At 71.2% G+C, this 20,744-nt stretch carries 22 protein-coding genes and 1 pseudogene; 10 read left to right on the top strand and 13 right to left on the bottom strand.

What is annotated here, in order from left to right; translation table 11 throughout:
• Window positions 1–4 precede the first annotated feature (4 nt).
• The 5 genes from ACF08W_RS04600 to ACF08W_RS04580 all read right to left on the bottom strand — a co-directional run bounded on the left by ACF08W_RS04600 (window position 5) and on the right by ACF08W_RS04580 (window position 4,548).
• Window positions 5–1,537: an ABC transporter substrate-binding protein gene (locus tag ACF08W_RS04600; protein WP_392278405.1), complete on the bottom strand. Its 1,533-nt coding sequence runs from the start codon at window positions 1,535–1,537 to the stop codon at window positions 5–7.
• A gap of 47 nt (window positions 1,538–1,584) precedes the next feature.
• Window positions 1,585–2,181 carry a GNAT family N-acetyltransferase gene (locus ACF08W_RS04595; protein WP_392278404.1) on the bottom strand — a complete coding sequence of 199 codons (597 nt, stop codon included), beginning with the start codon at window positions 2,179–2,181 and terminating at the stop codon, window positions 1,585–1,587.
• Window positions 2,182–2,300: 119 nt separating this feature from the next.
• Window positions 2,301–2,840, bottom strand: coding sequence for a 2-C-methyl-D-erythritol 2,4-cyclodiphosphate synthase (gene ispF / locus ACF08W_RS04590; RefSeq protein WP_385215590.1), 540 nt, complete (start codon window positions 2,838–2,840; stop codon window positions 2,301–2,303).
• Window positions 2,830–3,576, bottom strand: a complete 747-nt coding sequence (gene ispD / locus ACF08W_RS04585) for a 2-C-methyl-D-erythritol 4-phosphate cytidylyltransferase (RefSeq protein WP_352279027.1) — start codon at window positions 3,574–3,576, stop codon at window positions 2,830–2,832. Before ispD ends, ispF begins: the two co-directional genes overlap by 11 nt.
• A 489-nt stretch (window positions 3,577–4,065) precedes the next feature.
• Entirely contained in the window at window positions 4,066–4,548 is a 483-nt protein-coding gene (locus ACF08W_RS04580; protein ID WP_006380568.1) for a CarD family transcriptional regulator, read from the bottom strand.
• A gap of 652 nt (window positions 4,549–5,200) precedes the next feature.
• Here ACF08W_RS04580 and ACF08W_RS04575 point away from each other — a divergent pair.
• On the top strand, window positions 5,201–5,848 hold the full coding sequence (locus ACF08W_RS04575) for a DUF461 domain-containing protein (RefSeq protein ID WP_385215583.1): 648 nt from the start codon (window positions 5,201–5,203) through the stop codon (window positions 5,846–5,848).
• A gap of 200 nt (window positions 5,849–6,048) precedes the next feature.
• On the opposite strand, the gene ACF08W_RS04570 is transcribed toward ACF08W_RS04575, so the two are convergent.
• Together ACF08W_RS04570 and ACF08W_RS04565 are read right to left on the bottom strand one after the other, a co-directional pair.
• Window positions 6,049–6,729 carry a response regulator transcription factor gene (locus ACF08W_RS04570; protein WP_072487966.1) on the bottom strand — a complete coding sequence of 227 codons (681 nt, stop codon included), beginning with the start codon at window positions 6,727–6,729 and terminating at the stop codon, window positions 6,049–6,051.
• A complete protein-coding gene (locus ACF08W_RS04565; protein ID WP_352279024.1) occupies window positions 6,726–8,000 on the bottom strand; it encodes an ATP-binding protein in 1,275 nt (424 codons plus the stop codon). The genes ACF08W_RS04570 and ACF08W_RS04565 overlap by 4 nt, the downstream gene beginning before the upstream one ends.
• A gap of 198 nt (window positions 8,001–8,198) precedes the next feature.
• Between ACF08W_RS04565 and phoU the strand changes: the two genes are divergently transcribed.
• The gene (phoU, locus tag ACF08W_RS04560) at window positions 8,199–8,876 is read left to right on the top strand and encodes a phosphate signaling complex protein PhoU (RefSeq protein ID WP_352279022.1); all 678 of its coding nucleotides are present in this window, start codon (window positions 8,199–8,201) and stop codon (window positions 8,874–8,876) included.
• Window positions 8,877–9,113: 237 nt separating this feature from the next.
• Window positions 9,114–9,263 carry a hypothetical protein gene (locus ACF08W_RS04555; RefSeq protein WP_352279020.1) on the top strand — a complete coding sequence of 50 codons (150 nt, stop codon included), beginning with the start codon at window positions 9,114–9,116 and terminating at the stop codon, window positions 9,261–9,263.
• A gap of 172 nt (window positions 9,264–9,435) precedes the next feature.
• On the opposite strand, the gene ACF08W_RS04550 is transcribed toward ACF08W_RS04555, so the two are convergent.
• A complete protein-coding gene (locus ACF08W_RS04550) occupies window positions 9,436–10,752 on the bottom strand; it encodes an MDR family MFS transporter (protein WP_392278403.1) in 1,317 nt (438 codons plus the stop codon).
• Window positions 10,753–10,987: 235 nt separating this feature from the next.
• Here ACF08W_RS04550 and ACF08W_RS04545 point away from each other — a divergent pair, with 235 nt between their 5' ends.
• Window positions 10,988–11,749 (top strand): phosphoglyceromutase, encoded by a 762-nt coding sequence (locus ACF08W_RS04545; RefSeq protein WP_383072658.1) that lies wholly within the window; start codon window positions 10,988–10,990, stop codon window positions 11,747–11,749.
• 96 nt (window positions 11,750–11,845) lie between these two features.
• Window positions 11,846–12,298, top strand: a complete 453-nt coding sequence (locus ACF08W_RS04540; protein WP_392278402.1) for an NUDIX domain-containing protein — start codon at window positions 11,846–11,848, stop codon at window positions 12,296–12,298.
• 59 nt (window positions 12,299–12,357) lie between these two features.
• Here the strand turns inward: ACF08W_RS04540 and ACF08W_RS04535 are convergent, their stop codons facing one another.
• Window positions 12,358–12,801 carry an ATP-binding protein gene (locus tag ACF08W_RS04535; protein WP_392278401.1) on the bottom strand — a complete coding sequence of 148 codons (444 nt, stop codon included), beginning with the start codon at window positions 12,799–12,801 and terminating at the stop codon, window positions 12,358–12,360.
• Between the two features lie 103 nt (window positions 12,802–12,904).
• Between ACF08W_RS04535 and ACF08W_RS04530 the strand changes: the two are divergent.
• The 3 genes and pseudogenes from ACF08W_RS04530 to ACF08W_RS04520 form a co-directional block, all read left to right on the top strand.
• Window positions 12,905–13,669: pseudogene (locus tag ACF08W_RS04530) on the top strand (DUF1152 domain-containing protein); the annotation flags it as partial.
• A 601-nt stretch (window positions 13,670–14,270) separates the two neighbouring features.
• Window positions 14,271–14,519, top strand: a complete 249-nt coding sequence (locus ACF08W_RS04525; RefSeq protein WP_266416166.1) for a hypothetical protein — start codon at window positions 14,271–14,273, stop codon at window positions 14,517–14,519.
• On the top strand, window positions 14,516–14,758 hold the full coding sequence (locus tag ACF08W_RS04520) for a hypothetical protein (RefSeq protein WP_352279011.1): 243 nt from the start codon (window positions 14,516–14,518) through the stop codon (window positions 14,756–14,758). The genes ACF08W_RS04525 and ACF08W_RS04520 overlap by 4 nt, the downstream gene beginning before the upstream one ends.
• Window positions 14,759–14,830: 72 nt before the next feature.
• On the opposite strand, the gene ACF08W_RS04515 is transcribed toward ACF08W_RS04520, so the two are convergent.
• From ACF08W_RS04515 to mshA, 4 genes are all read right to left on the bottom strand, one after another.
• Window positions 14,831–15,172: an SCO0607 family lipoprotein gene (locus ACF08W_RS04515; protein WP_392278400.1), complete on the bottom strand. Its 342-nt coding sequence runs from the start codon at window positions 15,170–15,172 to the stop codon at window positions 14,831–14,833.
• Between the two features lie 138 nt (window positions 15,173–15,310).
• Window positions 15,311–16,105: a hypothetical protein gene (locus tag ACF08W_RS04510; protein WP_392278399.1), complete on the bottom strand. Its 795-nt coding sequence runs from the start codon at window positions 16,103–16,105 to the stop codon at window positions 15,311–15,313.
• Between the two features lie 165 nt (window positions 16,106–16,270).
• On the bottom strand, window positions 16,271–16,813 hold the full coding sequence (locus ACF08W_RS04505) for a YbjN domain-containing protein (RefSeq protein ID WP_392278398.1): 543 nt from the start codon (window positions 16,811–16,813) through the stop codon (window positions 16,271–16,273).
• Window positions 16,806–18,143: a D-inositol-3-phosphate glycosyltransferase gene (gene mshA / locus ACF08W_RS04500; protein WP_385215558.1), complete on the bottom strand. Its 1,338-nt coding sequence runs from the start codon at window positions 18,141–18,143 to the stop codon at window positions 16,806–16,808. Before mshA ends, ACF08W_RS04505 begins: the two co-directional genes overlap by 8 nt.
• 279 nt (window positions 18,144–18,422) lie before the next feature.
• Between mshA and ACF08W_RS04495 the strand changes: the two genes are divergently transcribed.
• The gene (locus ACF08W_RS04495) at window positions 18,423–19,199 is read left to right on the top strand and encodes a class I SAM-dependent methyltransferase (protein ID WP_392278397.1); all 777 of its coding nucleotides are present in this window, start codon (window positions 18,423–18,425) and stop codon (window positions 19,197–19,199) included.
• Window positions 19,200–19,485: 286 nt separating this feature from the next.
• A complete protein-coding gene (locus ACF08W_RS04490; RefSeq protein WP_392278396.1) occupies window positions 19,486–20,541 on the top strand; it encodes an NlpC/P60 family protein in 1,056 nt (351 codons plus the stop codon).
• Window positions 20,542–20,744 lie beyond the last annotated feature (203 nt).

Genomic DNA, 20,744 nt, shown 5'->3' with positions numbered 1-20,744 from the left:
CCGGTCACCCGACGCGGGTGTCGGCGGTGATCAGGGTCCGTTCCATCGGGTCGAGCGAGACGCCGTGGACGCGGCTCTCGTCGTAGCCCTGGACGAAGCGTTCGTGGAGCAGCGGGACGAGGGCGTCGGTGCCGAGGACACCGGCCTCGGCGGCCATCTCGGCGCGGTGGCGGGCGGCGGTGTCGGCGAGGGCTCCGGCCTTGTCCACGGCGGCGTCGACGCGCTTGTCGCAGAGCTGGGAGATGTTGAAGCTGCCGTCGCAGGTGAAGTCGGAGGCGAGGTAGGAGACCGGGTCGGCGGTGTCCAGGAGGGTGTTGCGGGCCTGGATGAACGCGTCGAACTTCCCGCCCAGCGCGTCGGCCTCCAGCTGGGCGTAGTCGCGGACGACCTGCTTGACGGTGAAGCCGCGGGCGGTGAGCTGCTGCTGGACGACGGTGGCGACCTCGGGCAGCTCGGGCCGGTTGGTGTACGTGGCGAGGACGATCTCCCCCGTCTTCGCGACCTGCTCCTTGCTCGCGGCCTTCGCCCGGTGGGTGGGGGCGGTCCGGTCGGCGGCGGCCCAGGGCACGCCGGGGCCGAGGAGGCCCTTGGCGGTGTCGGCGCGGCCCTCGTAGACGCCCTTGACCAGGGCGGCGGAGTCGATCGCCTCGCGGGCGGCGGCGCGCATCGCCGGGTCGGCGAAGACCCCGCGCCGGGTGTTGAGGGAGAGGCCGTTGGTGCGGGCGGAGGGGAACTCGTGGACCAGCCCGTCGCCGAGGAGGGGCGCCTGGGAGAGCGGTACGTACTCGGCGACGTCGGCGGCCCCGGTGCGCAGGGCGTTGGCGCGGGCGGTGCCGTCGGCGACGAACTTCACGTCGACTCCGGGGGCCTTGGCCTTGCCGCCCCAGTAGCCGTCGTTGCGGCCGAGGGTGGCGCTGACGGCGCCGTTGACCTTGGTGAGGGTGAAGGGGCCGGTGGCGTGCCCGGCGGGGTCCACCTTGCCGCCGGTGTACGCGGCGCCGGAGAGGATCGTGAGGGAGGGATTGGCCAGTCGCTGGGGCAGCAGCGGGTCGGGGGCCGCGGTGGTGATCCGTACGGTCCTCGTGTCCGGGGTGGCGACGGTGAGGCGGGTGTCGCTGAGGACGCGCGGCTTGGGGGACGCCTTCTCGGCGGCGCGCAGCGAGCGGGCGACGGCGGCCGCGTCCAGCTGCGTGCCGTCCTGGAAGCGGGCCTCGCGCAGGGTGAAGGTCCAGGTGCGGTCGCTCTCGCGCTTCCAGGAGGTGGCGAGGGCGGGCTTGGGCGCGCCGTTGGCGTCCAGCGCGGTGAGGCCCTCGATCACGGCGAGCCGGCTGAGGGTGACCGCGTCGTCGCCGTAGGGGGACATGGCCTGGGCGGGCGGGAAGGCCATGACGACCCGGAGCCGTTGCGCACCGCCGCCCGAGCTGCCGGAACCGTCGGATCCGTTCGAGGACGAACAGGCGGTGGCCAGCGGGACGAGGAGGGCGGCGGCGAGGAGCGCCGCGGGCAGCGCGGGGCGACGGCTTCGGGGCAGGGACATGAAAGCGACCTTATATGAAAATGATTGTCATTTAAAAGATGGCGGCGTTACCGGACCGGGGCGGCGGACACCGGAGCCGCCACCGGCATCGGCAGTTCGAAGTGGACGATGCCCTGCCCGCCGCCCGGGAACACGCGCTCGTCGCAGACCTCCTCGGCCAGCGAACGCCAGAACGGCTCCGCGCCGGGCACCGCCGGATCGGTGTGCAGGTAGATCGCCTCGTACCCGCCCGCCCGCGCGGCGAAGTCGCACAGCTCGCGCACCAGCCGCCGGGCCAGCCCGTGCCTGCGGTGGCCGGGGGCGACGTAGATCCGGCAGAGCTGCGCGGTGGTGCCGGACGGGAAGCGGTCCGCGACCCACTGCGGATTGGGCGGCGCCTGCGGACCCCGGTCGCGCACCGCACCGGTGGCGACGATCTCCCCGCCGTACTCGACGACCAGCAGGGTGCACCGCTCCGGCCGGAGATAGGCGGCCTCGGGGTCGATGATGTCGGCGTGCCAGCGCGGCACGTAGCCGGACTTCAGATCGCGGTAGACGGTGTCCAGCATCACGGCCCGCGCCCCGCCGAGATCGTCCGGGGTGGCGGTGCGCAGGACGTATCCGTCCGCCTCGGGCGCCGCCGGCGCCTGGGTCATGGTGCTCATCGGCGGCTCACCGTTCTCCTGCCTCTACGACACATCGCTTGCCGTACCAGCGTACGTGCAAGCGATGTGCAACAAGAGGCGCGGTCCGGTGTACCGCCAGGTCAGGGCCGCGCCACCGGTCAGGCGGTGCGGTAGACCAACGCGGTCGCGATGCCCGCGAGCCCCTCGCCCCGACCGGTGAAGCCCAGCCCGTCCGAGGTGGCGGCGGAGAGCGAGACGGGCGCGCCCACGGCGGCCGAGAGCACCCGCTGCGCCTCCTCGCGCCGCTTGCCGATCTTCGGCCGTACGCCGACGACCTGGACGGCCACGTTGCCGATCTCGAAGCCCTCGGCCCGCACGATCCGGGCGGCCTCGGTGAGCAGGGTCACCCCGGCCGCGCCGGACCACTCGGGGCGGCCGGTCCCGAAGTGCTGCCCGAGGTCACCGAGCCCGGCGGCCGAGAACAGCGCGTTGCACGCGGCATGGGCCACGACGTCGGCGTCCGAGTGCCCGGCGAGCCCGGGCCCCTCGCCGTCCCAGCGCAGCCCCGCGCACCACAGCTCGCGCCCCTCCTCGAAGGCGTGGATGTCGGTGCCGATCCCCACCAGCGGGATCATCGGCCCGGTCCGCCCCAAGGGGGAAACCGTTTCCTCGGAATCCGTCGACCTCTCAGAAGCCATCGTTCGCCCTCCTGCGTGCGAGTACCGCCTCGGCCAGCACCAGATCGAGCGGCCGGGTCACCTTGAACGCCTCTTCGTGCCCGGGGACGACCACGACGGGCGCCCCGGTCCGCTCCACCATGCCCGCGTCGTCCGTCGCACCCTCGCCGCTGAGCGCGACGGTCTCGTGCGCGCGGACGAGCGTGTCCCGGTCGAAGCCCTGCGGGGTCTGCACCGCGCGCAGCCTGGCCCGTACCGGCGTGCCGAGCACCGGCTCCGGCTCCCCCGGCGCCCCCGGCTCGACCTCCTTGACGGTGTCGGCCAGCGGCAGCGCCGGTACGACGGCGGGCGCCCCGCCCCGCACCGCCTCGACCACCGCGTCGACCGTGTCGACCGGCACCAGCGGGCGGGCGGCGTCGTGGACCAGGACGACGGAGACGTCCTCGGGCAACGCCTCGATGCCGAGCCGCACCGACTCCTGCCGGGTGGCGCCGCCGGGCACGACCAGGTAGTCGGTGCGCTCGGGCAGGGCGTGCTCGTCGAGGAGGTTCTTGACCTCGGGGGCGCCCTCCGGCGGCGCCACGACGACGACCAGGGAGACGGCGCGGGAGGCCGCCATGGCCCGGACCGCGTGGATGAGCATGGGCGTACCGCCCAGCGCGCGGAGCGCCTTGGGGGCGCCCGGACCGAGCCGCACCCCGCGGCCGGCCGCGGGAATCACGGCGGCGGTGCGGGACGGACGCGATTGATCAGACATCGGTTGCACTCCGAAGCTTCGGCATGTTTGTTTCCACGGCCGACATGGGTATGGCCAGAAACGAGCCGGGCGCCCAGTCCCGACTCGGCCGGACCCTTTCCGTGACGCCCGGCCGATTCGGACCAGCCGCCCCGGCGGCTCGGGGTCGACCGCACAAGATCGCGAGCAAGGTATCGGGGCTCTCACTGATGAAGCCAACGCATCGGTGAGTCCAGATACATTTCAGCCAGGCTGCATTGAAATCAAGACACTCGCAGTCTGGAAATAGCCATGTCATAGACATGCCGCAGTGCCCGGCGACATACCGTGCATACGGCTGTCAGCGGGCACTGCGGCACATTGATGGGGACACCGGCCGATCGCCACCGGCACGGTCAATCGCGTCGACGAGACCGACTCGGCTTCGAACAACGCACCCCGACCGGTTCCGGTTCAGTACGGCCGGTTCATTCCGATCGACTCAGCCCGATCGGGCTCGGTCCGATCGGCTCAGGATGCGAGGACCTCGTCGAGCAGGGCCTCGGCCTTGTCTTCGTTGGTGTTCTCCGCGAGGGCGAGCTCGCTCACCAGGATCTGGCGGGCCTTGGCGAGCATCCGCTTCTCACCTGCGGAAAGTCCGCGCTCGCGCTCACGACGCCACAGGTCGCGGACCACTTCGGCGACCTTGATGACATCGCCGGAGGCGAGCTTCTCGAGATTTGCCTTGTAGCGCCGGGACCAGTTCGTCGGCTCTTCGGCGTACGGCGCGCGCAGCACCTCGAAGACCCGGTCCAGCCCCTCCTGCCCGACTACGTCGCGCACACCCACGAACTCCGCATTGTCCGCCGGCACACGAACCGTCAAGTCGCCCTGGGCGACCTTGAGCACCAAGTAGGTCTTGTCCACGCCTTTGATCTGGCGAGTTTCGATAGCCTCGATCAGCGCGGCCCCGTGATGGGGATAGACCACGGTGTCGCCAACCTTGAACGTCATGTGACAGGTACCCCTTCCGTGGCTATCAATCGTAACACGAGAACGGCTTCTCCTGAATGGCGTTTTCGCAGGTCAGGGCATATCTCGGGGCTTGACAACAGCAACGGGCACGTGCTGCGGAAGGCTTACGGAGGGCGGTATTCGCAGGTCGGAGCGGTTGTGCGGGCAAGGTGAAACACACACGTCCCACACATCCGTACCACCCGACGAAGGTGACGAACATCCCGTTTTGCCGGATTCTGGATGCCGGACTTTCCCTACTCCGTTCGGAGATCGATCACCCATCCGAGCGTAAGCCGAGGTAAGTGGTGTTGATCAATGGAATTGGCCGTCGGCGCGGCATGATCGCTTATGCACTCGGAATGCGCCACGCTCCATGAATTGATCACCGGCGATATGTGAACAGCACGTGTCGACGCGTGTCGGCCCGTTTCGGAGCGGCCCGGAGGACACCCGTCCGTACCTCTTCGTCCGTGCGGCGCGACCCTCGGTGATCCGAACGGAAGACCGGGGAGACCGTCTTTGGGGCGGGTCGGGTGCGGGGGCGGCGGGGCGGCTCGGTAGCCTAAGGCCGCTGACACACCCTTAGGACGGCTTTACGCGGCCGTCCTCCCCCGTCCGCCGCCCGAACGTTCAAGGAGTTGCCGCCGCCGTGAGCCGCAGCCTTCGACACGGCGCTCTCGCCGCCACTGCCATCGTGTTCTCGATCGCCTCGCTCGCCGCGTGCGGCGCGGGCAATGACGCAGCGACGCTGCAGGTCAAGCCGGACAATGCCGCCACCACCATCGGCGACATCAGCGTCCAGAACGTGAACGTCATCACCCAGCCCCGGCTCACCGCCGAGGGCCCGGCCGTCATCGCCGCGACGCTGTTCAACGACGGCACCAAGGCGCAGACCCTGAAGTCCGTGGCCGTCCAGGGCGGGGGCGCCCCGGTGCAGCTGCACCCCGCCAAGGGCGAGAGCCGGATCGTGATCCCGGCCGGCGGCCAGGTGACGCTGGGCGGCGCGAACAACGCCGCCGCCGTGATCGAGGGCGGCTCGGAGGCCGCCAAGGCGGGCGGCGTGCAGCGCGTCGTCTTCACCTTCAGCTCGACCGGCGAGGTCCCGATCGACGCCCTCGTCGTGCCCGCGGAGAGCTACTTCAAGGATTCCGGCCCGAGCAGCCTGCCCGTGCCGCCGTCGAAGACCCCCGCGTCGCCGACCGGCTCCGCCACCGGCAAGCCCGCCCAGGGCGCGTCCGGCGACGCCGTGCCGGACGCCCCGAGCGACTCCACGTCCGCCTCGGCCGACTCGCGCTGACCGTCCACCGCACGGCGGGGACACGACCCCGCGCGCATACGTGAACGGCGGAGGGCGCCCTCCCTTTCGGGGGCGCCCTCCGCCGTTTCCGTGCGCCTCCGTACGCCGGTGACGGCTTACGGCTTACGGCTTACGGCTTACGGCTTACGGCTTACGGCTTACGGCTTACGGCTTACGGCTTACGGCTTACGGCTTACGGCTTACGGCTCGAACTTGTAGCCCAGGCCCCGCACCGTCACCAGGAAGCGGGGCGCGCCCGGATCGGGCTCGATCTTGGCGCGCAGCCGCTTGACGTGGACGTCGAGGGTCTTGGTGTCGCCGACATAGTCCGCGCCCCACACCCGGTCGATCAGCTGCATGCGGGTCAGGACCCGGCCCGCGTTGCGCAGCAGCATCTCCAGGAGGTCGAACTCCTTGAGCGGCAGATCGACCTTGCCGCCGGCGACCGTCACGACGTGGCGGTCCACGTCCATCCGGACCGGGCCCGCCTCCAGGGCCGCGGGGGTGACCTCCTCCGGCTCGCCGCGGCGGCGGAGCACCGCGCGGATGCGGGCGACCAGCTCCCGCGAGGAGAACGGCTTGGTCACGTAGTCGTCGGCTCCTATTTCCAGGCCGACGACCTTGTCGATCTCGCTGTCCTTCGCCGTGACCATGATCACCGGCACGTTGGACCTGCTGCGCAGCTGGCGGCAGACCTCGGTGCCGGGCAGGCCCGGCAGCATCAGGTCGAGCAGGACGAGGTCGGCGCCGTTGCGCTCGAACTCGTCAAGCCCGTCCGGGCCGGTGGCCGCGATGGCGACCTCGAAGCCCTCCTTGCGGAGCATGTAGGAAAGGGCGTCGCTGAAGGATTCCTCATCCTCGACGACGAGCACTCGGGTCACGGAAGGACCTCCGGGGCTGGGATTGGTTCAAGGGTGTCGGAGTGGGCGGGTCCCTCGGGACCCTCGTCGTCGTTGACGGTGCGCGGCCCGGCCGGACCGCGGTCGCGCTCCCGTACGGAGCCCGCTTCGGGCAGCCGCAGGGTGAAGGTGGAGCCCTGGCCCTCCGAGCTCCAGACCGTGACCTCCCCGCCGTGCGAGGCGGCCACGTGCTTCACGATGGCGAGGCCGAGGCCGGTGCCACCGGTGGCCCGTGAGCGGGCCGGGTCGACGCGGTAGAACCGTTCGAAGACCCGCTCGCGGTCCTTCTCCGAGATGCCTATGCCCTGGTCGGTCACGGCGATCTCGATCTGGTCCCCGCCGGGTACGGACACCCGCCGGGCGGCGATGCCCACCCGGGTACGGGCGGGGCTGTAGTTGACGGCGTTCTCGACGAGGTTGCCGAGGGCCGCGGCGAGCTGTCCGCGGTTGCCCCAGATGTGGAGCTCCGCGGTGCCGCCGGCCGCCATGGTGATCTGCTTGGAGCCGGCCTGCTGGCGGCAGCGGTCGATGGCCTCGGCCACCAGCTCGTCCACCCGGACCGGCTCGGCGTCCTCCAGCGGGTCGTCGTTCTGCACCCGCGAGAGGTCGATGATCTCCTGCACGAGGTTGGTCAGCCGGGTCGCCTCGACCTGCATCCGGCCCGCGAAGCGCTCCACCGCCTCCGGGTCGTCGCTGGCGTCCATCACGGCCTCGGAGAGCAGCGAGAGCGCTCCCACCGGGGTCTTCAGCTCATGGCTGACGTTGGCGACGAAGTCGCGTCGTACCGCTTCTATCCGGCGGGCCTCGGTGAGGTCCTCGACCAGCAGGAGCACCAGGCGGGAGCCGAGCGGGGCGACCCGGGCCGAGACCGCGAGGGCCTCGCCCCGGCCGGTCCCGCGCCGGGGCAGGTCCAGCTCGACCTGGCGTATCTCGCCGTCCCTGCGGGTGTCCCGGGCCATGTTGAGCATCGGTTCCACCGCGAGCCGACCGCCCCGTACCAGCCCCAGCGCGTAGGCGGCGGAGCTGGCCTTGACCACGCTGTCGCTCTCGTCGAGCACCACCGCCGACGAGCTGAGCACGGACAGGACCGTGTCCACTCCGGGCGGCAGGGGGGCGTTGCTGTCGGGCCGCATGGAGGTCCGCGTCGGCTTCTTCTGGTCGCGCTCGCTCCAGCGGAACGCGAGCATGGCGATCACACCGGTGCCCGCACCGCCGATCGCCGCAGCTGCGGCGACCGCCGCGTTCACGTCCATACGTCAAGGTTATGCGGGTACCGGAGGACTCTCCCAGCCATCCGAGTGCCTGTCCGAACACTCGTCGCCCAGAGTTCACCGAGGGGCAAGGGCTGGTTCACTTGGGCGGCCGGAGCCCGACGCGTAGGCGCCCCAAGGTGGCAGCGTGGGGTTCGAAGCTGGCCCCGGCCTTACGAAGAGGACTGGAGAGGGACTTCCATGCGTGACGCGTACCACGAGGAACTCGACTCGATCGGCGAAGGGCTGGTCGAGATGGCCCGGCTCGTCGGGTCGGCGATCGGCCGGGCGACGACCTCCATGCTCGACGCCGATCTCAAGCTCGCGGAGAGCGTGATCGCCGCCGACCAGAAGGTCGACGACCTTCAGCACGACCTGGAGGCGCGGGCCATCGCCCTGCTCGCCCGTCAGCAGCCCGTCGCGACGGACCTGCGCATAGTGGTCACCTCCCTGCGGATGAGCGCCGACCTGGAGCGCTCGGGCGACCTCGCCCAGCACGTCGCCAAGCTGGCCCGGCTGCGCTTCCCGGCGTCGGCGGTCCCGCACGACCTGCACGCCACCATCCTGGAGATGGGGCAGCTGGCGCAGCGCCTGATGGCCAAGGCCGCCGAGGTCATCATCACCAAGGACGTCGACCTGGCCCTCCAGCTGGAGCAGGACGACGACGAGATGGACCTGCTGCACCGCACGCTCTTCCAGCACCTGATGGACGACCGCTGGAAGCACGGCATCGAGACCGCCGTGGACGTGACGCTGCTCGGCCGCTACTACGAGCGCTTCGCGGACCACGCGGTGTCGGTGGCGAAGCGGGTGGTGTACCTGGTGACGGGCGAGCACGCGGACGAGATCCAGCAGCAGGCGGCGGTGGAGGGCGCCTGACACGGGTACCCCGGGGGCGTACGGGACGGCCGGGACGGTACCGGGGCGTGCGGGACGGTACCGGGGCGCGTAAGAGAGCGTGCGCGGGGCGCATGGGCGGTCCTGCGCGAATGCGCCGTTGATGCGCCCGCCGGTGCGGGCATCCAATGGGGTGGGGCTGCGCGCCTTGCCCGTACGCCCCGGCCGTACGCGCGTCGTCATGGCGTACGGCCCTGTCGTACGCCTTGAGGAGGATCCATGGCCGATTCCCCCGTCACCGACCCCCAGCAGGACGTGCCCGCCGAGGCGGTCCGCCTGCCCCTGCTCGGCGCCTGTGGCTGCGGCTCCGGCTGCGGCTGCGGCTGCCAGTCGGGCGCCCCGTGCCAGTGCGGTGGCTGCTGCGGCTGACCGTCCGTCGTGCCACCGGGCGCGCCCCGCGCGAAGCTTTCGCGCGGGGCGCCGCCGTGTTCCGGTGCCGTGTTTCCGTGTCGGGCCGGGGTGCTGGGGGCGTGGTGCTCCGTCCCGGTGCTCCGTCCTGGTACTCCGGTCCGGTGCCCCGTCCCGTTCCGGGTGCGGGTGCTCAGGCCGTCCGCTCGGCGGGGGCACCGGCACCGGCGTCGACGCCGTCCTCTTCCGCGACCGGGCCCGGCCGGCCCCCGGCCGCCGCCACCGCGTCCGACGCCGGAAGGTTCCGCATCAGCAGCCCGTACCCCAGCGCGGCCACCGTCCCCAGCACGGCGCACGTCCCCCACAGCCACTTCGGGCCGAACCGGTCGATCACCACGCCCGACATCAGCGGGGCGATCAGCGCCGCCACGGCCCACGACATCGTGTACATGCCCTGGTAGCGGCCCCGGCCCCGGGCGGGCGACAGCCGGACGACCAGGCTGCTCTGGATCGGCGAGTTGACGATCTCGGCGACCGTCCAGACGCAGATGGTCAGCGCGTAGGCCCCGACCGAACCGGCGAACGCGGTCAGCCCGAACCCGTACCCCGCCAGCAGTGAGGAGACGACCAGCAGCCGGCGCGGATCGCGGTGCTCGATGAAGCGCGTGACGGGGATCTGGAGCACCACGATCAGCACCCCGTTGACGGCGACGGCGGTGCCGAAGTCGGAGCTGGAGAACCCGTCCGACCCCATGGCCACCGGCAGCCCCACGTACCCCTGCTGGAAGATCAGGGCGATGACGAAGGAGAGGCCGACCACGCTCATGAACCGGCCGTCGCGCAGCACGGTGGAGAGACGGACCTCCTCCTCCACCCCACCGCCGCCACCTGCCGGGCCGACCGCCGCGGCCTTCTCCGGCCGGGTCTCGGGCACCTTCAGGAAGACGACGACGGCGCAGGCCAGCGTCATCACGGCCTCGCCGAGGAACCCGGCGAGATAGCTGTACTCGGCGACGAACCCGGCACCGGCCGAGGAGACCGCGAAGCCGAGGTTGATGGCCCAGTAATTCAGCGAGAAGGCCCGTACCCGGTCCTCGGGCCGGACGATGTCGGCCATCATCGCCTGCACGGCCGGCCGCGAGGCGTTGCTCGCCATGCCGACGACGAAGGCGACGCCCGCGATGGCCACCGGGTGGACCATGAAGCCGAGCACCGCCACCGACAGGGCCGTCGACGTCTGCGCGATCAGCATCGTGGGGCGGCGGCCGAGCCGGTCGGTCATCACCCCGGCCCCGAGCGAGGAGACGACCCCGCCGAGCCCGTGCAACGCGGCGACCAGCCCGGCGTACGAGGCCGAGTACCCCCGGTCCAGGGTCAGGTAGAGCGCCATGAACGTGGCGACGAAGCCACCGAGGCGGTTGACCAGTGTGCTGGTCCACAGCCACCAGAACTGGCTGGGCAGACCGGACACGGATGCGCGGGCGGCCCGTCTGAGACCAGCGACGGACATGCGGAATCCCCCGGGGACGTAGATGACGTGGATACGGAACGAAAGCCGCTGGGTAAGCGGCCCGGCCGTTGTCCACACATTACGAATCCGGAATTCCGGTCCGCCAGTCGTTTGACGCCCGCCGTCAATCGACCGCTCGACGGGCCCGGCCCCCGGCCCCGGCCGGAGGTGTCCGCCCTGTCCGATCTATGGCCGCCCGCGCGGGGTTCGTACGGGTTCGATTACGCTCGGCCCCATGGCCGACGCACCGTACAAGCTGATCCTCCTCCGCCACGGCGAGAGCGAATGGAACGCGAAGAACCTGTTCACCGGCTGGGTGGACGTCAACCTCACCGAGAAGGGCGAGAAGGAGGCGGTCCGCGGCGGTGAGCTGCTGAAGGACGCCGGTCTGCTCCCCGACGTGCTGCACACCTCCCTCCAGAAGCGCGCCATCCGCACCGCGCAGCTCGCGCTGGAGTCCGCGGACCGCCACTGGATCCCCGTCCACCGCTCCTGGCGGCTGAACGAGCGCCACTACGGCGCCCTCCAGGGCAAGGACAAGGCCCAGACGCTGGCCGAGTTCGGCGAGGAGCAGTTCATGCTCTGGCGCCGCTCGTACGACACCCCGCCGCCCGCCCTGGAGGACGGCACCGAGTTCTCGCAGAGCGACGACCCGCGCTACGCGACGATCCCGCCGGAGCTGCGCCCGCGCACCGAGTGCCTCAAGGACGTCGTCGTCCGCATGCTGCCGTACTGGTACGACGGCATCGTCCCGGACCTCCTCGCCGGCCGCACGGTCCTGGTCGCCGCCCACGGCAACAGCCTCCGCGCCCTGGTCAAGCACCTCGACGGCATCTCCGACGCCGACATCGCGGGCCTGAACATCCCGACCGGCATCCCGCTCGCCTACGAACTGGACGCCGACTTCCGCCCCCTGAAGCCGGGCGGCACCTACCTCGACCCGGACGCGGCGAAGGCCGCCATCGAGGCCGTGAAGAACCAGGGCAAGAAGAAGTAGGTTTTTCGATCATGCCTCCCACCTGCGCATACGGCACGGGCGGGAGGCGTTTTCGTACGCTCGACGGGCTGCCAGGTCGGTCAGGGGAGGGGAACGATGGAGGCCGAGGTCAGGACACGCGTTTCCGCGTACGCGATAGCCGTGCGGGGCGACCACATGCTGGTGGCCCGGCTGTCGGAGGCGTCACCGGTCTTCGCACCGGGGCTGTGGCATCTGCCCGGCGGAGGGATCGACCCGGGTGAGCAGCCGGCCGAGACGCTGGCGCGCGAACTGCTGGAGGAGACGGGCCTCGAACTGACGAAGGCCCACCTGCTCGACGCACGGACGTACCCGGCCCGGCGGAACGGCGTGGACTGGAGCCTGACGGCCCTCTTCTACGCCGTCTCCCTCAAGGACGGGGAGCCGACGGTCACTGAGGTAGACGGCTCCACCGAGGCGGCCATGTGGGTCCCGCTCACCGACCTGGGGCCCGGCACCGTGTCTCCCCCGACGGCCGACGCCCTGAGCATGTTGGACCGGGCGAAAGCGGCCCTCGTCACCCCACACTGACAACCGTGCCAGGGCAGACCGCGCCGCCGAAGGCGGCACCGCCGTCCCGGGCCGGACCTTCACTCTTCCTGCGGCCCGGCATCGTCAAGCACGAAGACCACCGCCGTGCCGCCGAAGCGACTGGGTACCGCATGCCAGGAGTTGGCGATCGAGTCGACCAGGAGCAACCCACGCCCGTGCACGTCGTCGGCGCCTGCATGCCTGAGGCTTACGTGCGCCGGGGTACCCGGGCTGTGCCCTTCGACGCGGAGCGAGGTGCCGTCCTTGAACCACTCCACCCGTACCAACCATGGTTCGTCGGAGCCTCCGTGATGGATGGCGTTGGTCACCAATTCCGAGAGCATCAGGGCACAGTCGTCGACGGAACATGCCAAGTTGTACGGAGCGATGAACCTCCGGAACCAGCGCCGCGCGCGGGGAACCGACTCTGGAACCGGGTGCAGGGTCATCGCCCCGAGGCGAGGCGATTCCTCGCAGGGGTAGCGGTCCACCATGTAAGCCATTCGCTCTCGCTCCTTGCCGCCGCCTTCACAGTCGAGGCAGCACCGCTTCGATGTGGCACGGGAGTTGTCGGTGGTGCGTAACCGCCAGAAGCGCACGCGAGCCATGGACATCGGAGGGGACGTCCTGGCGCAGGGCGACGAGCCGACGCTGAAAAGCCCCGTCGCCGACGCCCTCGCTCTGGCCGCGTGCTGTCAGGTGAACGCGCCCATACGCCTCCTGGTGGCCGGTCCCGGCCTGGACGGCGAGCTCCCTCTCGAAGACCTGCGTGGCCTGCTCGGCCCCCTCGTCCACGTCTTCACCGCGAAGGACACCGAGCCGATCGACTCGGTCCTGAAATGGCACCCGTCGGAAGCGACCGCAATGCTCGCGGCGACGGCGCGAGGAGTCCGGGGTGCCTGCCAGGTGCGCGACGCCGGGCTCCCCGTACCGCTCACGAACGAGGGCCCGATCGTCGACGAAACCGATCTGGACGAGGCGTTGAGCCGCAACCGGCTTGCCCGCGCCATCATGGCGACGGATACCCTCGACGAAGTCGAGGCTCTCAGCCGGGAAATCTGCGGTCGCTCGGAGATCGACTACGAACGCCACAAGGCCCGGCGGCTCAGCGAGCAGCCGTCGCCGAAGCTGGCCCCGGAGACCGTCCTGGCCCGACTGGACCGGTTCGAGGCCGAGGCCCAAAGCCGCAACGTCACCCACACGACGTTCCGCCACCTCAGCGAGGCTCTTGGTCTCCACGGGAACCAGCGCCGCCCCGACCTGCGCGAACTACTCATCAGCAGCCGCCCGACGCAGTACGACGCGCCTCTGTGGCGCATCGCCGAGAAACCCGAGCAGCAACTCTCTCCGCATATTTCACGCGCCCCCTGACCGGGCCTGCGCTTCAGCAGGACCGGCTTCCTTCCCCGCGCGCCCCTGCGCTTCAACGGGCTGAGGGTATGCGCCGGTGTGCGCCTTCCGTGGGCGAGGGGTGCTCGGCACACTCGCCTGGTGGGTCCGTCCGGCGGCGTCAGGAGGAAGTGTGGCTCGAACACAGTCCAGGTGCGGAGCGCTTACGCAGAAGGGGACGCGATGTCAACGGCTGGCCATGGTCGGGGCGTCACGCTGCGACCGTCACCGTGGCGAGTGGTCCTCCTACGAGACGGAGAAGCGCCGAGCGAAGAAACGGCGCAAGTAGGGGCGTCCTTGAGCGGGAGGCAGTAGCCCCCTTCGGCGTTCCGTACGCCGAGGCCTGGTCGTGACGTAGCCTCAGGTCGCGCCAACTTCCCTCGTACGCACGTTATGTCATGGATTGCCGAAGGTGTTCGTACCCGTTTCCGGCGGTCCGTGCGTATGGCGTCGGCGGCGGCGCTAAGGTCTTCGTCACACTGCTGGCACGTGTTCGGAAGGTTGCCGTCCGGAACGCGGCCGGGTGGCGTCCCGGGGGCGTTTCCGGGGCGTACGGGGAGAGCGACGAGAGCGGGGAGCAATCATGGGCGAGCCCCTGAAGACCTTCGTCGGTGGTGCCGAGGTCGACGTGCCCAACAGCATTCCGGCCATCCGGGCCACGCTGCCGGAGGAGAGACGCGAGGAGTTCGACCGCGCCATCAACGAGGCGGGGGTCCACGAGATCCAGGCGGTGATGCGGCACTGGATGCTGGAGGCCGTGCCCGACCCCGAGGCCGAGCGGATTCTGGACCGGCTGGCGCAGGACGAGGCCGAGAGGCGGAGCGTCGCTTGAGCTTCCGCATCTCCTACGCGCCGCCCGCCGACGACTCGCTGGCCAAGATGCGCGACGGCGAGACCTTCCGGGCCGAAATGGCCCGCACGCTCGGCCTCGACCCGTACGGGCACGGCTCGTCGGCGGTGAAGAGCGAACGCGACCGCCGCGAGGCGACGGTCGCGGGGGCGATCGTGCTCTATTACGTCTCCGGATCGGTGCTGACCGTCACCGTCGTACGGCTCGTCCCGCTGCCCTGAACCGCCCGCGCCCGGATCACGCACCGGGAATCGCCTGCCGGGGCTACGAGCCGCCCGGTTCGCGTCCCGGGGCTACGAGCCGGCCGGGACCTCGATGATGTCGCCCTTCTTGTCCACGGTGTGGGTCCGCCAGTAGATGTCCCACTTGTCGTCCACGTGCTTCGGCACCTTGCCCTCCGGATAGCGGACGTATCCCTTCGGCGGGTCCTCGCCGTTGGGCTGGCAGGCCGATCCGGTGCCCCCGACCGTCATGACCGGGTACTCCCCGCCGCCGCAGGTCGCGTCCTGCATCGAGCAGCCCGTGGCGAGCGCCGCCACGGCCGTCGCCGCGAGGGCGAGGGCCACCGCCGCCCTGTTCCGGCCCCGCCCGTTGCGCGTGGAGTTCGTCCGGCCGTTCCGACTGGTCCCGTACATGGTCCTGCTCCTTCTGCTCGCTGGTGCCCCCAGCCTGCCCGGCGCAGAAACCGTCGATCATGAGTACGAGTACTCACACCCCGGGGCGCCACGTACTTGTCCGTCCGTACGTACGTGGCGCCCCGTCGCACACCAGGGTCAGGCGAGCTTCGCGGCCTGGGCCTCGACCACCGCGGCCGGCAGTTCGAAGTCCCCGCCCTCGCTCGCCGCCGCCAGGTTCATCGAGGAGAACGAGGCGAGTGTGCCGCCCTGACGCACCACCACCAGCTTCATCCGGGTCTTCTCGCCGTCCTGCTGCACCTCGATGGTCCAGGCCGCGGACTCCTCGCCGCCCTTGACCTTCTCCTCGGTGATCCCGGCGACCTTCTGCTTCTCGCCGGCCGCGGTGTACTCGAAGCCGCCCGCGCACTCGGTGGCGGCGGTGCGCATCGAGGCGACCGACTCCTGCGCGCCCTTGCCGTCGTACGAACCGAGGGCGAGCTGCGTGGTCGTGATGTCGAAGGCGGCCTTGAACGCCTTCTCGACGTCCGCGTCGTCCTGCTTCTTCAGGTCGGCCTTCTTCGGCTTGCTGACGACCGTGCGCTTGGTGAACGCCGCCGGCTCACCGACCTGCGAGCCCATCAGCGCGTGGACCAGCGGGGTGCAGACCTCCTTCCCGACCTTGATCTGGTCGACAGGGAGGGTGTCCTTGGCCGCGGTCTTGCTGATCTCGTGGTCCTTGACGTCGCCCTGGGCCAGCGCGACCTTCTCCAGCTCGGCGGCGCTCAGCGCCTTCGCGGCGGGCGCGGCCGCCGCGGACTCCTTGCCCTTGGCGCCCTTGTCCCCGGCGCCCGGGTCGGACGCGGAGTCCGAACCGCCGCACGCGGTGACGAGCAGAGCCAGGGACGCCGCGGTGGCGGCAACAGCGGTACGACGTATGGCGATGGAGCGCATGGTCTGGTCTGATCCGTCTCTATGGGTCGAGTGTTCGATCTTGATCACTCTAGAAGCGGAAAATGACCTGATGACCCGTCAAATCGGGCGCAGGGGGCGATCGTGACGTCCCCGTGATCATCCTGTGAAGGCGGCCGCGCGCGGTGGGGCACGGCCGCCGGGAACTCAGTCGGCCGCACCGTCCGGCTGCCGGGTCAGCCGGTCGAACGCGTCCAGGTTCCGGGTGGACTCGCCGCGCGAGACGCGCCAGGCGTACTCCTTGCGGATGGCGCTCGCGAACCCCAGCTCCAGCAGGGTGTTGAAGGACCCGTCGGCCGCTTCGAGGACCACGCCGAGCAGCCGGTCCAGCTCCTGCGGGGTGACCACGGAGAGCGGCAGCCTGCCGACGAGGTAGATGTCGCCGAGCCGGTCGATCGCGTAACTCACGCCGAAAAGACGGAGGTTGCGCTCCAGCAGCCAGCGGTGGACGGCCGCGTCGTTCTCGTCGGGGTGGCGGACGACGAAGGCGTTGAGGGAGAGCGAGTGCGTGCCGACGCGCAGCGAACAGGTGGTGGACAGCTTGCGCGTGCCGGGCAGCTTGACGACGTAGTCGCCGGGCGCGGGGCTCTCCCATTCGAGCCCGGCGTCCTCCAGGGTCGCTTCGACGACCCGCGCGGCCCGCTCCGTCGTCACGGCTCCGCCGGTCAGGTCCTCGGGTACGTCAGCCATGGTGCGAGCGTACGCGACGGCGGTGGCCCTGCATCGCGGCCGTGTACACCTCGGCGGTCGCGGCGGCGGCGGTGTCCCAGCCGAAGCCCCGGGCGTGCGCGGCCGCCGCCGCGCCCATCCGGGTGACCAGCTCCGGCGAGGCGAACCGGGCCAGCTCGCGCGCGTACGCCGCCGGGTCGTGCCCGGGTATCAGGAAGCCGCTCACCCCGTCCCGCACGGCCACCGGGAGACCGCCCACGGCCGCCGCGACGACCGGGGTGCCCGCCGCCTGCGCCTCGATGGCGACCAGGCCGAAGGACTCGCTGTGCGAGGGCATGACCAGCACGGACGCGGCCCGGAACCAGTCGGCGAGCTGCTCCTGCCCGACCGGCGGCTGGAACCGTACGACGTCGGCGATGCCCAGCAGCGCCGCCAGCTTCTGGAGCCCCTCCGGCTTGGCGAGCCCGCTGCCGCTCGGGCCGCCGACGATCGGCACGACCAGTCGGCCGCGCAGCGCGGGCTCCCGGTCCAGCAGCACCGCCACCGCCCGCAGCAGGACGTCGGGCGCCTTCAGCGGCTGGATCCGGCCCGCGAAGAGCGGGATCAGGGCGTCCTGCGGCAGCCCGAGCCGGGCCCGCGCGGCGGCCCGGCCGTCGGCGGGGCGGAAGCGGTCGAGATTGACGCCGGGGTGGACGACGGCGACGGACGCGGGATCGGCGTCGTAGAAGCGGACGAGCTCGTCGGCCTCCTCGGCGGTGTTGGCGATCAGCCGGTCCGCCGCGTCCACGATCTGGGTCTCGCCGATCACCCGGGCGGGCGGCTCGGGGGTGTCGCCCTCGGCCAGAGCGGCGTTCTTGACCTTCGCCATGGTGTGCATGGCGTGGACGAGCGGGACGCCCCAGCGCTGGGCGGCGAGCCAGCCGACATGGCCGGAGAGCCAGTAGTGGGAGTGGACCAGGTCGTAGTAGCCGGGGCGCTGGCCGGCCCACGCCTGCATCACGCCGTGCGTGAAGGCGCAGAGCTGGGCGGGCAGCTCCTCCTTGGCCAGGCCCTCGTACGGCCCCGCGTCGACATGGCGGACCAGGACGCCGGGGGCCAGCTCGACCTCCGGGGGCAGCCCGCCGGTGGTGGACCGGGTGAAGATCTCGACCTCGACGCCGATCGCGGCGAGCCGTCTGGCCAGCTCGACGATGTAGACGTTCATCCCGCCCGCGTCGCCGGTGCCCGGCTGATGGAGCGGTGAGGTGTGCACGGAGAGCATCGCGATGCGGCGGGGCCTGCGGTGGCCGCCGGGGAACCTGAGGCGCGGCGCCGCGCGGCCACTGCCGCGCCGGGAGACGTACTGACTCACGTCGTCCGGTCCTCCTCATCCAGGGCATGACTGCGGAGGGACCCGAGCCCCGCCAGGGGCTGGAACATCGGAACGCCCTCTTTCATTTCCGCTTTACCAAATCATTACGGTGCAGCAGGCGCACTTCGGGCGCGCGACCGGCGCGCCATCCGCGCCCTCCCCGGCCCGCCCTTCCCGGCCGCCCTCGCCGGACCCCCCTCCTCGGACCTCCCCCCTTGACCCTCCCGCCCGAGCCCCCGTCTCCTCGGCGCGCCCCGCAGGATCGTTACGCTCGGTGTCATGCGCCCCATCGGCACCGCGACCCGCGGGACCACCAACCCGAACCGGCTCCGCCGCATGGACCGCTGGATCGCCGCCACCCACGGCCCGGCCCTGCGCCGCGCCGACCGCCCCGTCGCCGTCGACCTCGGCTACGGCGCCGCCCCGTGGACCGCCGTCGAACTGCTGCACCGGCTCCGCACCGCCGAGCCGCGCACCGCCGTGGCCGGGATCGAGATCGATCCGGAGCGGGTCGCGGCCGCGAAGCCGTACGAGTGCGAGGGCCTGACCTTTCTGCACGGCGGCTTCGAGATCCCGCTCCCCGAGCGCCCCGACCTGATCCGCGCGGCGAACGTGCTGCGCCAGTACGAGGAGGGCGAGGTGGCCGCGGTCTGGCGGCGGCTGTGCGCCCGTCTGGCACCGGGCGGGCTGCTGGTGGAGGGCACCTGCGACGAGATCGGGCGGCGGCACGTGTGGGTGGCGCTCGGCCCGGAGGGGCCGCGCACCGTGACGTTCGCGGCCCGGCTCGCCTCTCTGGACCGCCCCTCCGACCTGGCGGAACGCCTCCCCAAGGCGTTGATCCACCGCAATGTGCCCGGCGAACCGGTCCACGCCTTCCTGCGGGACTTCGACCGGGCGTGGGCCGCGGCGGCCCCGTACGCCTCCCTGGGGGCGCGGCAGCGCTGGATCACGGCGGTGCGCTCGCTGTCGGGCGACTGGCCGCTGGCCGACGGGGTACGGCGGTGGCGGCAGGGCGAGGTGACCGTGGAGTGGGCCGCCCTCCGGCCCCACCCGTAACGCCTGCCGGCCCGCCCGCGGCGCCTGCCGACTCGTCACACCTGCCTGCCCGCGGCATCTGTCCGCCTGTAGCACCTTTCGGTGAACGCGCCCGCCGGGGGAACGGGATCGGCGCTCCGATCGTCCAGAGAGAGGGGAACGGGGGAAGCGGGGGCGCCACCGGGGATATATGGCCGTCAGGACAGCTGTCGTGCGCCCCTGTTGCTTTTCGGTACGGCATGGCACGATCTCGACATCGGCGAAAAGTTACTGACGGTAAATCAGGTTTTATTCGGAGGGGTGTCCCGTGAACCGACGTCACTGTGCCTCAGCCGCGATCACTCTGGTCTGCGCGCTGTCCGTGCTCATCACGCCGGTCCAGGCCCTCGCCGCGCCCACGCCGCCGTCCGCCGGCGCCAAGGCGCCGAAGAAGACCCTCGAAGAGGTGCGCGAGGAGATCGACGCCCTCTACCGCAAGGCCGGGGCGGCCACCGACGCGTACAACCTCGCCGAGGAACGGGCCGACAAGCAGTCCACCGAGATCGTGAAGCTGGCCCGCGCCATCGTCGTCGGCCAGGCGAAGATCACCGAACTCAAGGCCCAGGCGGGCGCCCAGGCCCGCGAGCAGTACCGCACCGGAGGGCTGCCGCCCGGCGCGCAGCTGATGCTCAGCGACGACCCGCAGCTCTTCCTGGACGGCGTGAGCCGGGCCCGGGAGGGCCAGCAGGCCGCCCAGGGCGTGCTCGGCGAACTGACCAGGACGCAGCAGGACCTGGAGACGTACACCAAGGACGCGAGCATCAACTGGAAGAAGCTCGAAGCCGGCCGGGTCAAGCAGGCCAAGGCCAAGAAGCGGATCGACGCCCAGATCGCGGCGGCGAAGAAGCTGGAGTCCCGGCTGAAGAAGGAGGAGCGGGCCCGCCTGCTCAAGCTGGAGGAGGAGGCCGCCTACCAGCAGCAGACGGCCTGGCTCAGCTCCGGCGCCCTGAAGGACATCAACCGCGAGGCGAGCGCCGCCGGCAAGAGAGCGGTGGCGTTCGCGACCGCCCAGATAGGCAAGCCGTACGTGTGGGGCGCCGAGGGCCCCGGATCGTACGACTGCTCCGGGCTCACGTCCCAGGCCTGGGCGGCGGCCGGCCAACCGATCCCGCGCACCTCCCAGGAGCAGTGGCGGCTGCTGCCGCGCATCGCCATCAAGGACATGCGCCCCGGCGACCTGATCATCTACCACTCCGACGCCAGCCATGTGGGCATGTACGTCGGCGACGGCGCGATCGTGCACGCCCCCCGGCCGGGGCGCAACGTGACGCTGGCGGGTGCGGGCTCGATGCAGATACTCGGCGTCGTACGCCCGGACAAGTAGGCGTTAAGCGGCCAGAAGCGGTAGTCGGCAGTGGTACGAGATCGGCCGGTACCTGGGCCGGGGACGCCCGCACCGGGCGACATTCGGGCCGGCTGAAGAGCCGGCTGAAGAGCCGACCGTACCGTGCGGCACGGAGGGCGCCAGGCACCAAGCGCCACGTGCCGTGCGCCCGAGCCGACCAGAGGACGGTTTCATCCGGTTCG

Origin of the sequence: Streptomyces sp. NPDC015144 (assembly GCF_043079735.1) — a bacterium.
Classification (GTDB): domain Bacteria; phylum Actinomycetota; class Actinomycetes; order Streptomycetales; family Streptomycetaceae; genus Streptomyces.
This window is presented reverse-complemented; position numbering and strand designations above follow the sequence as displayed.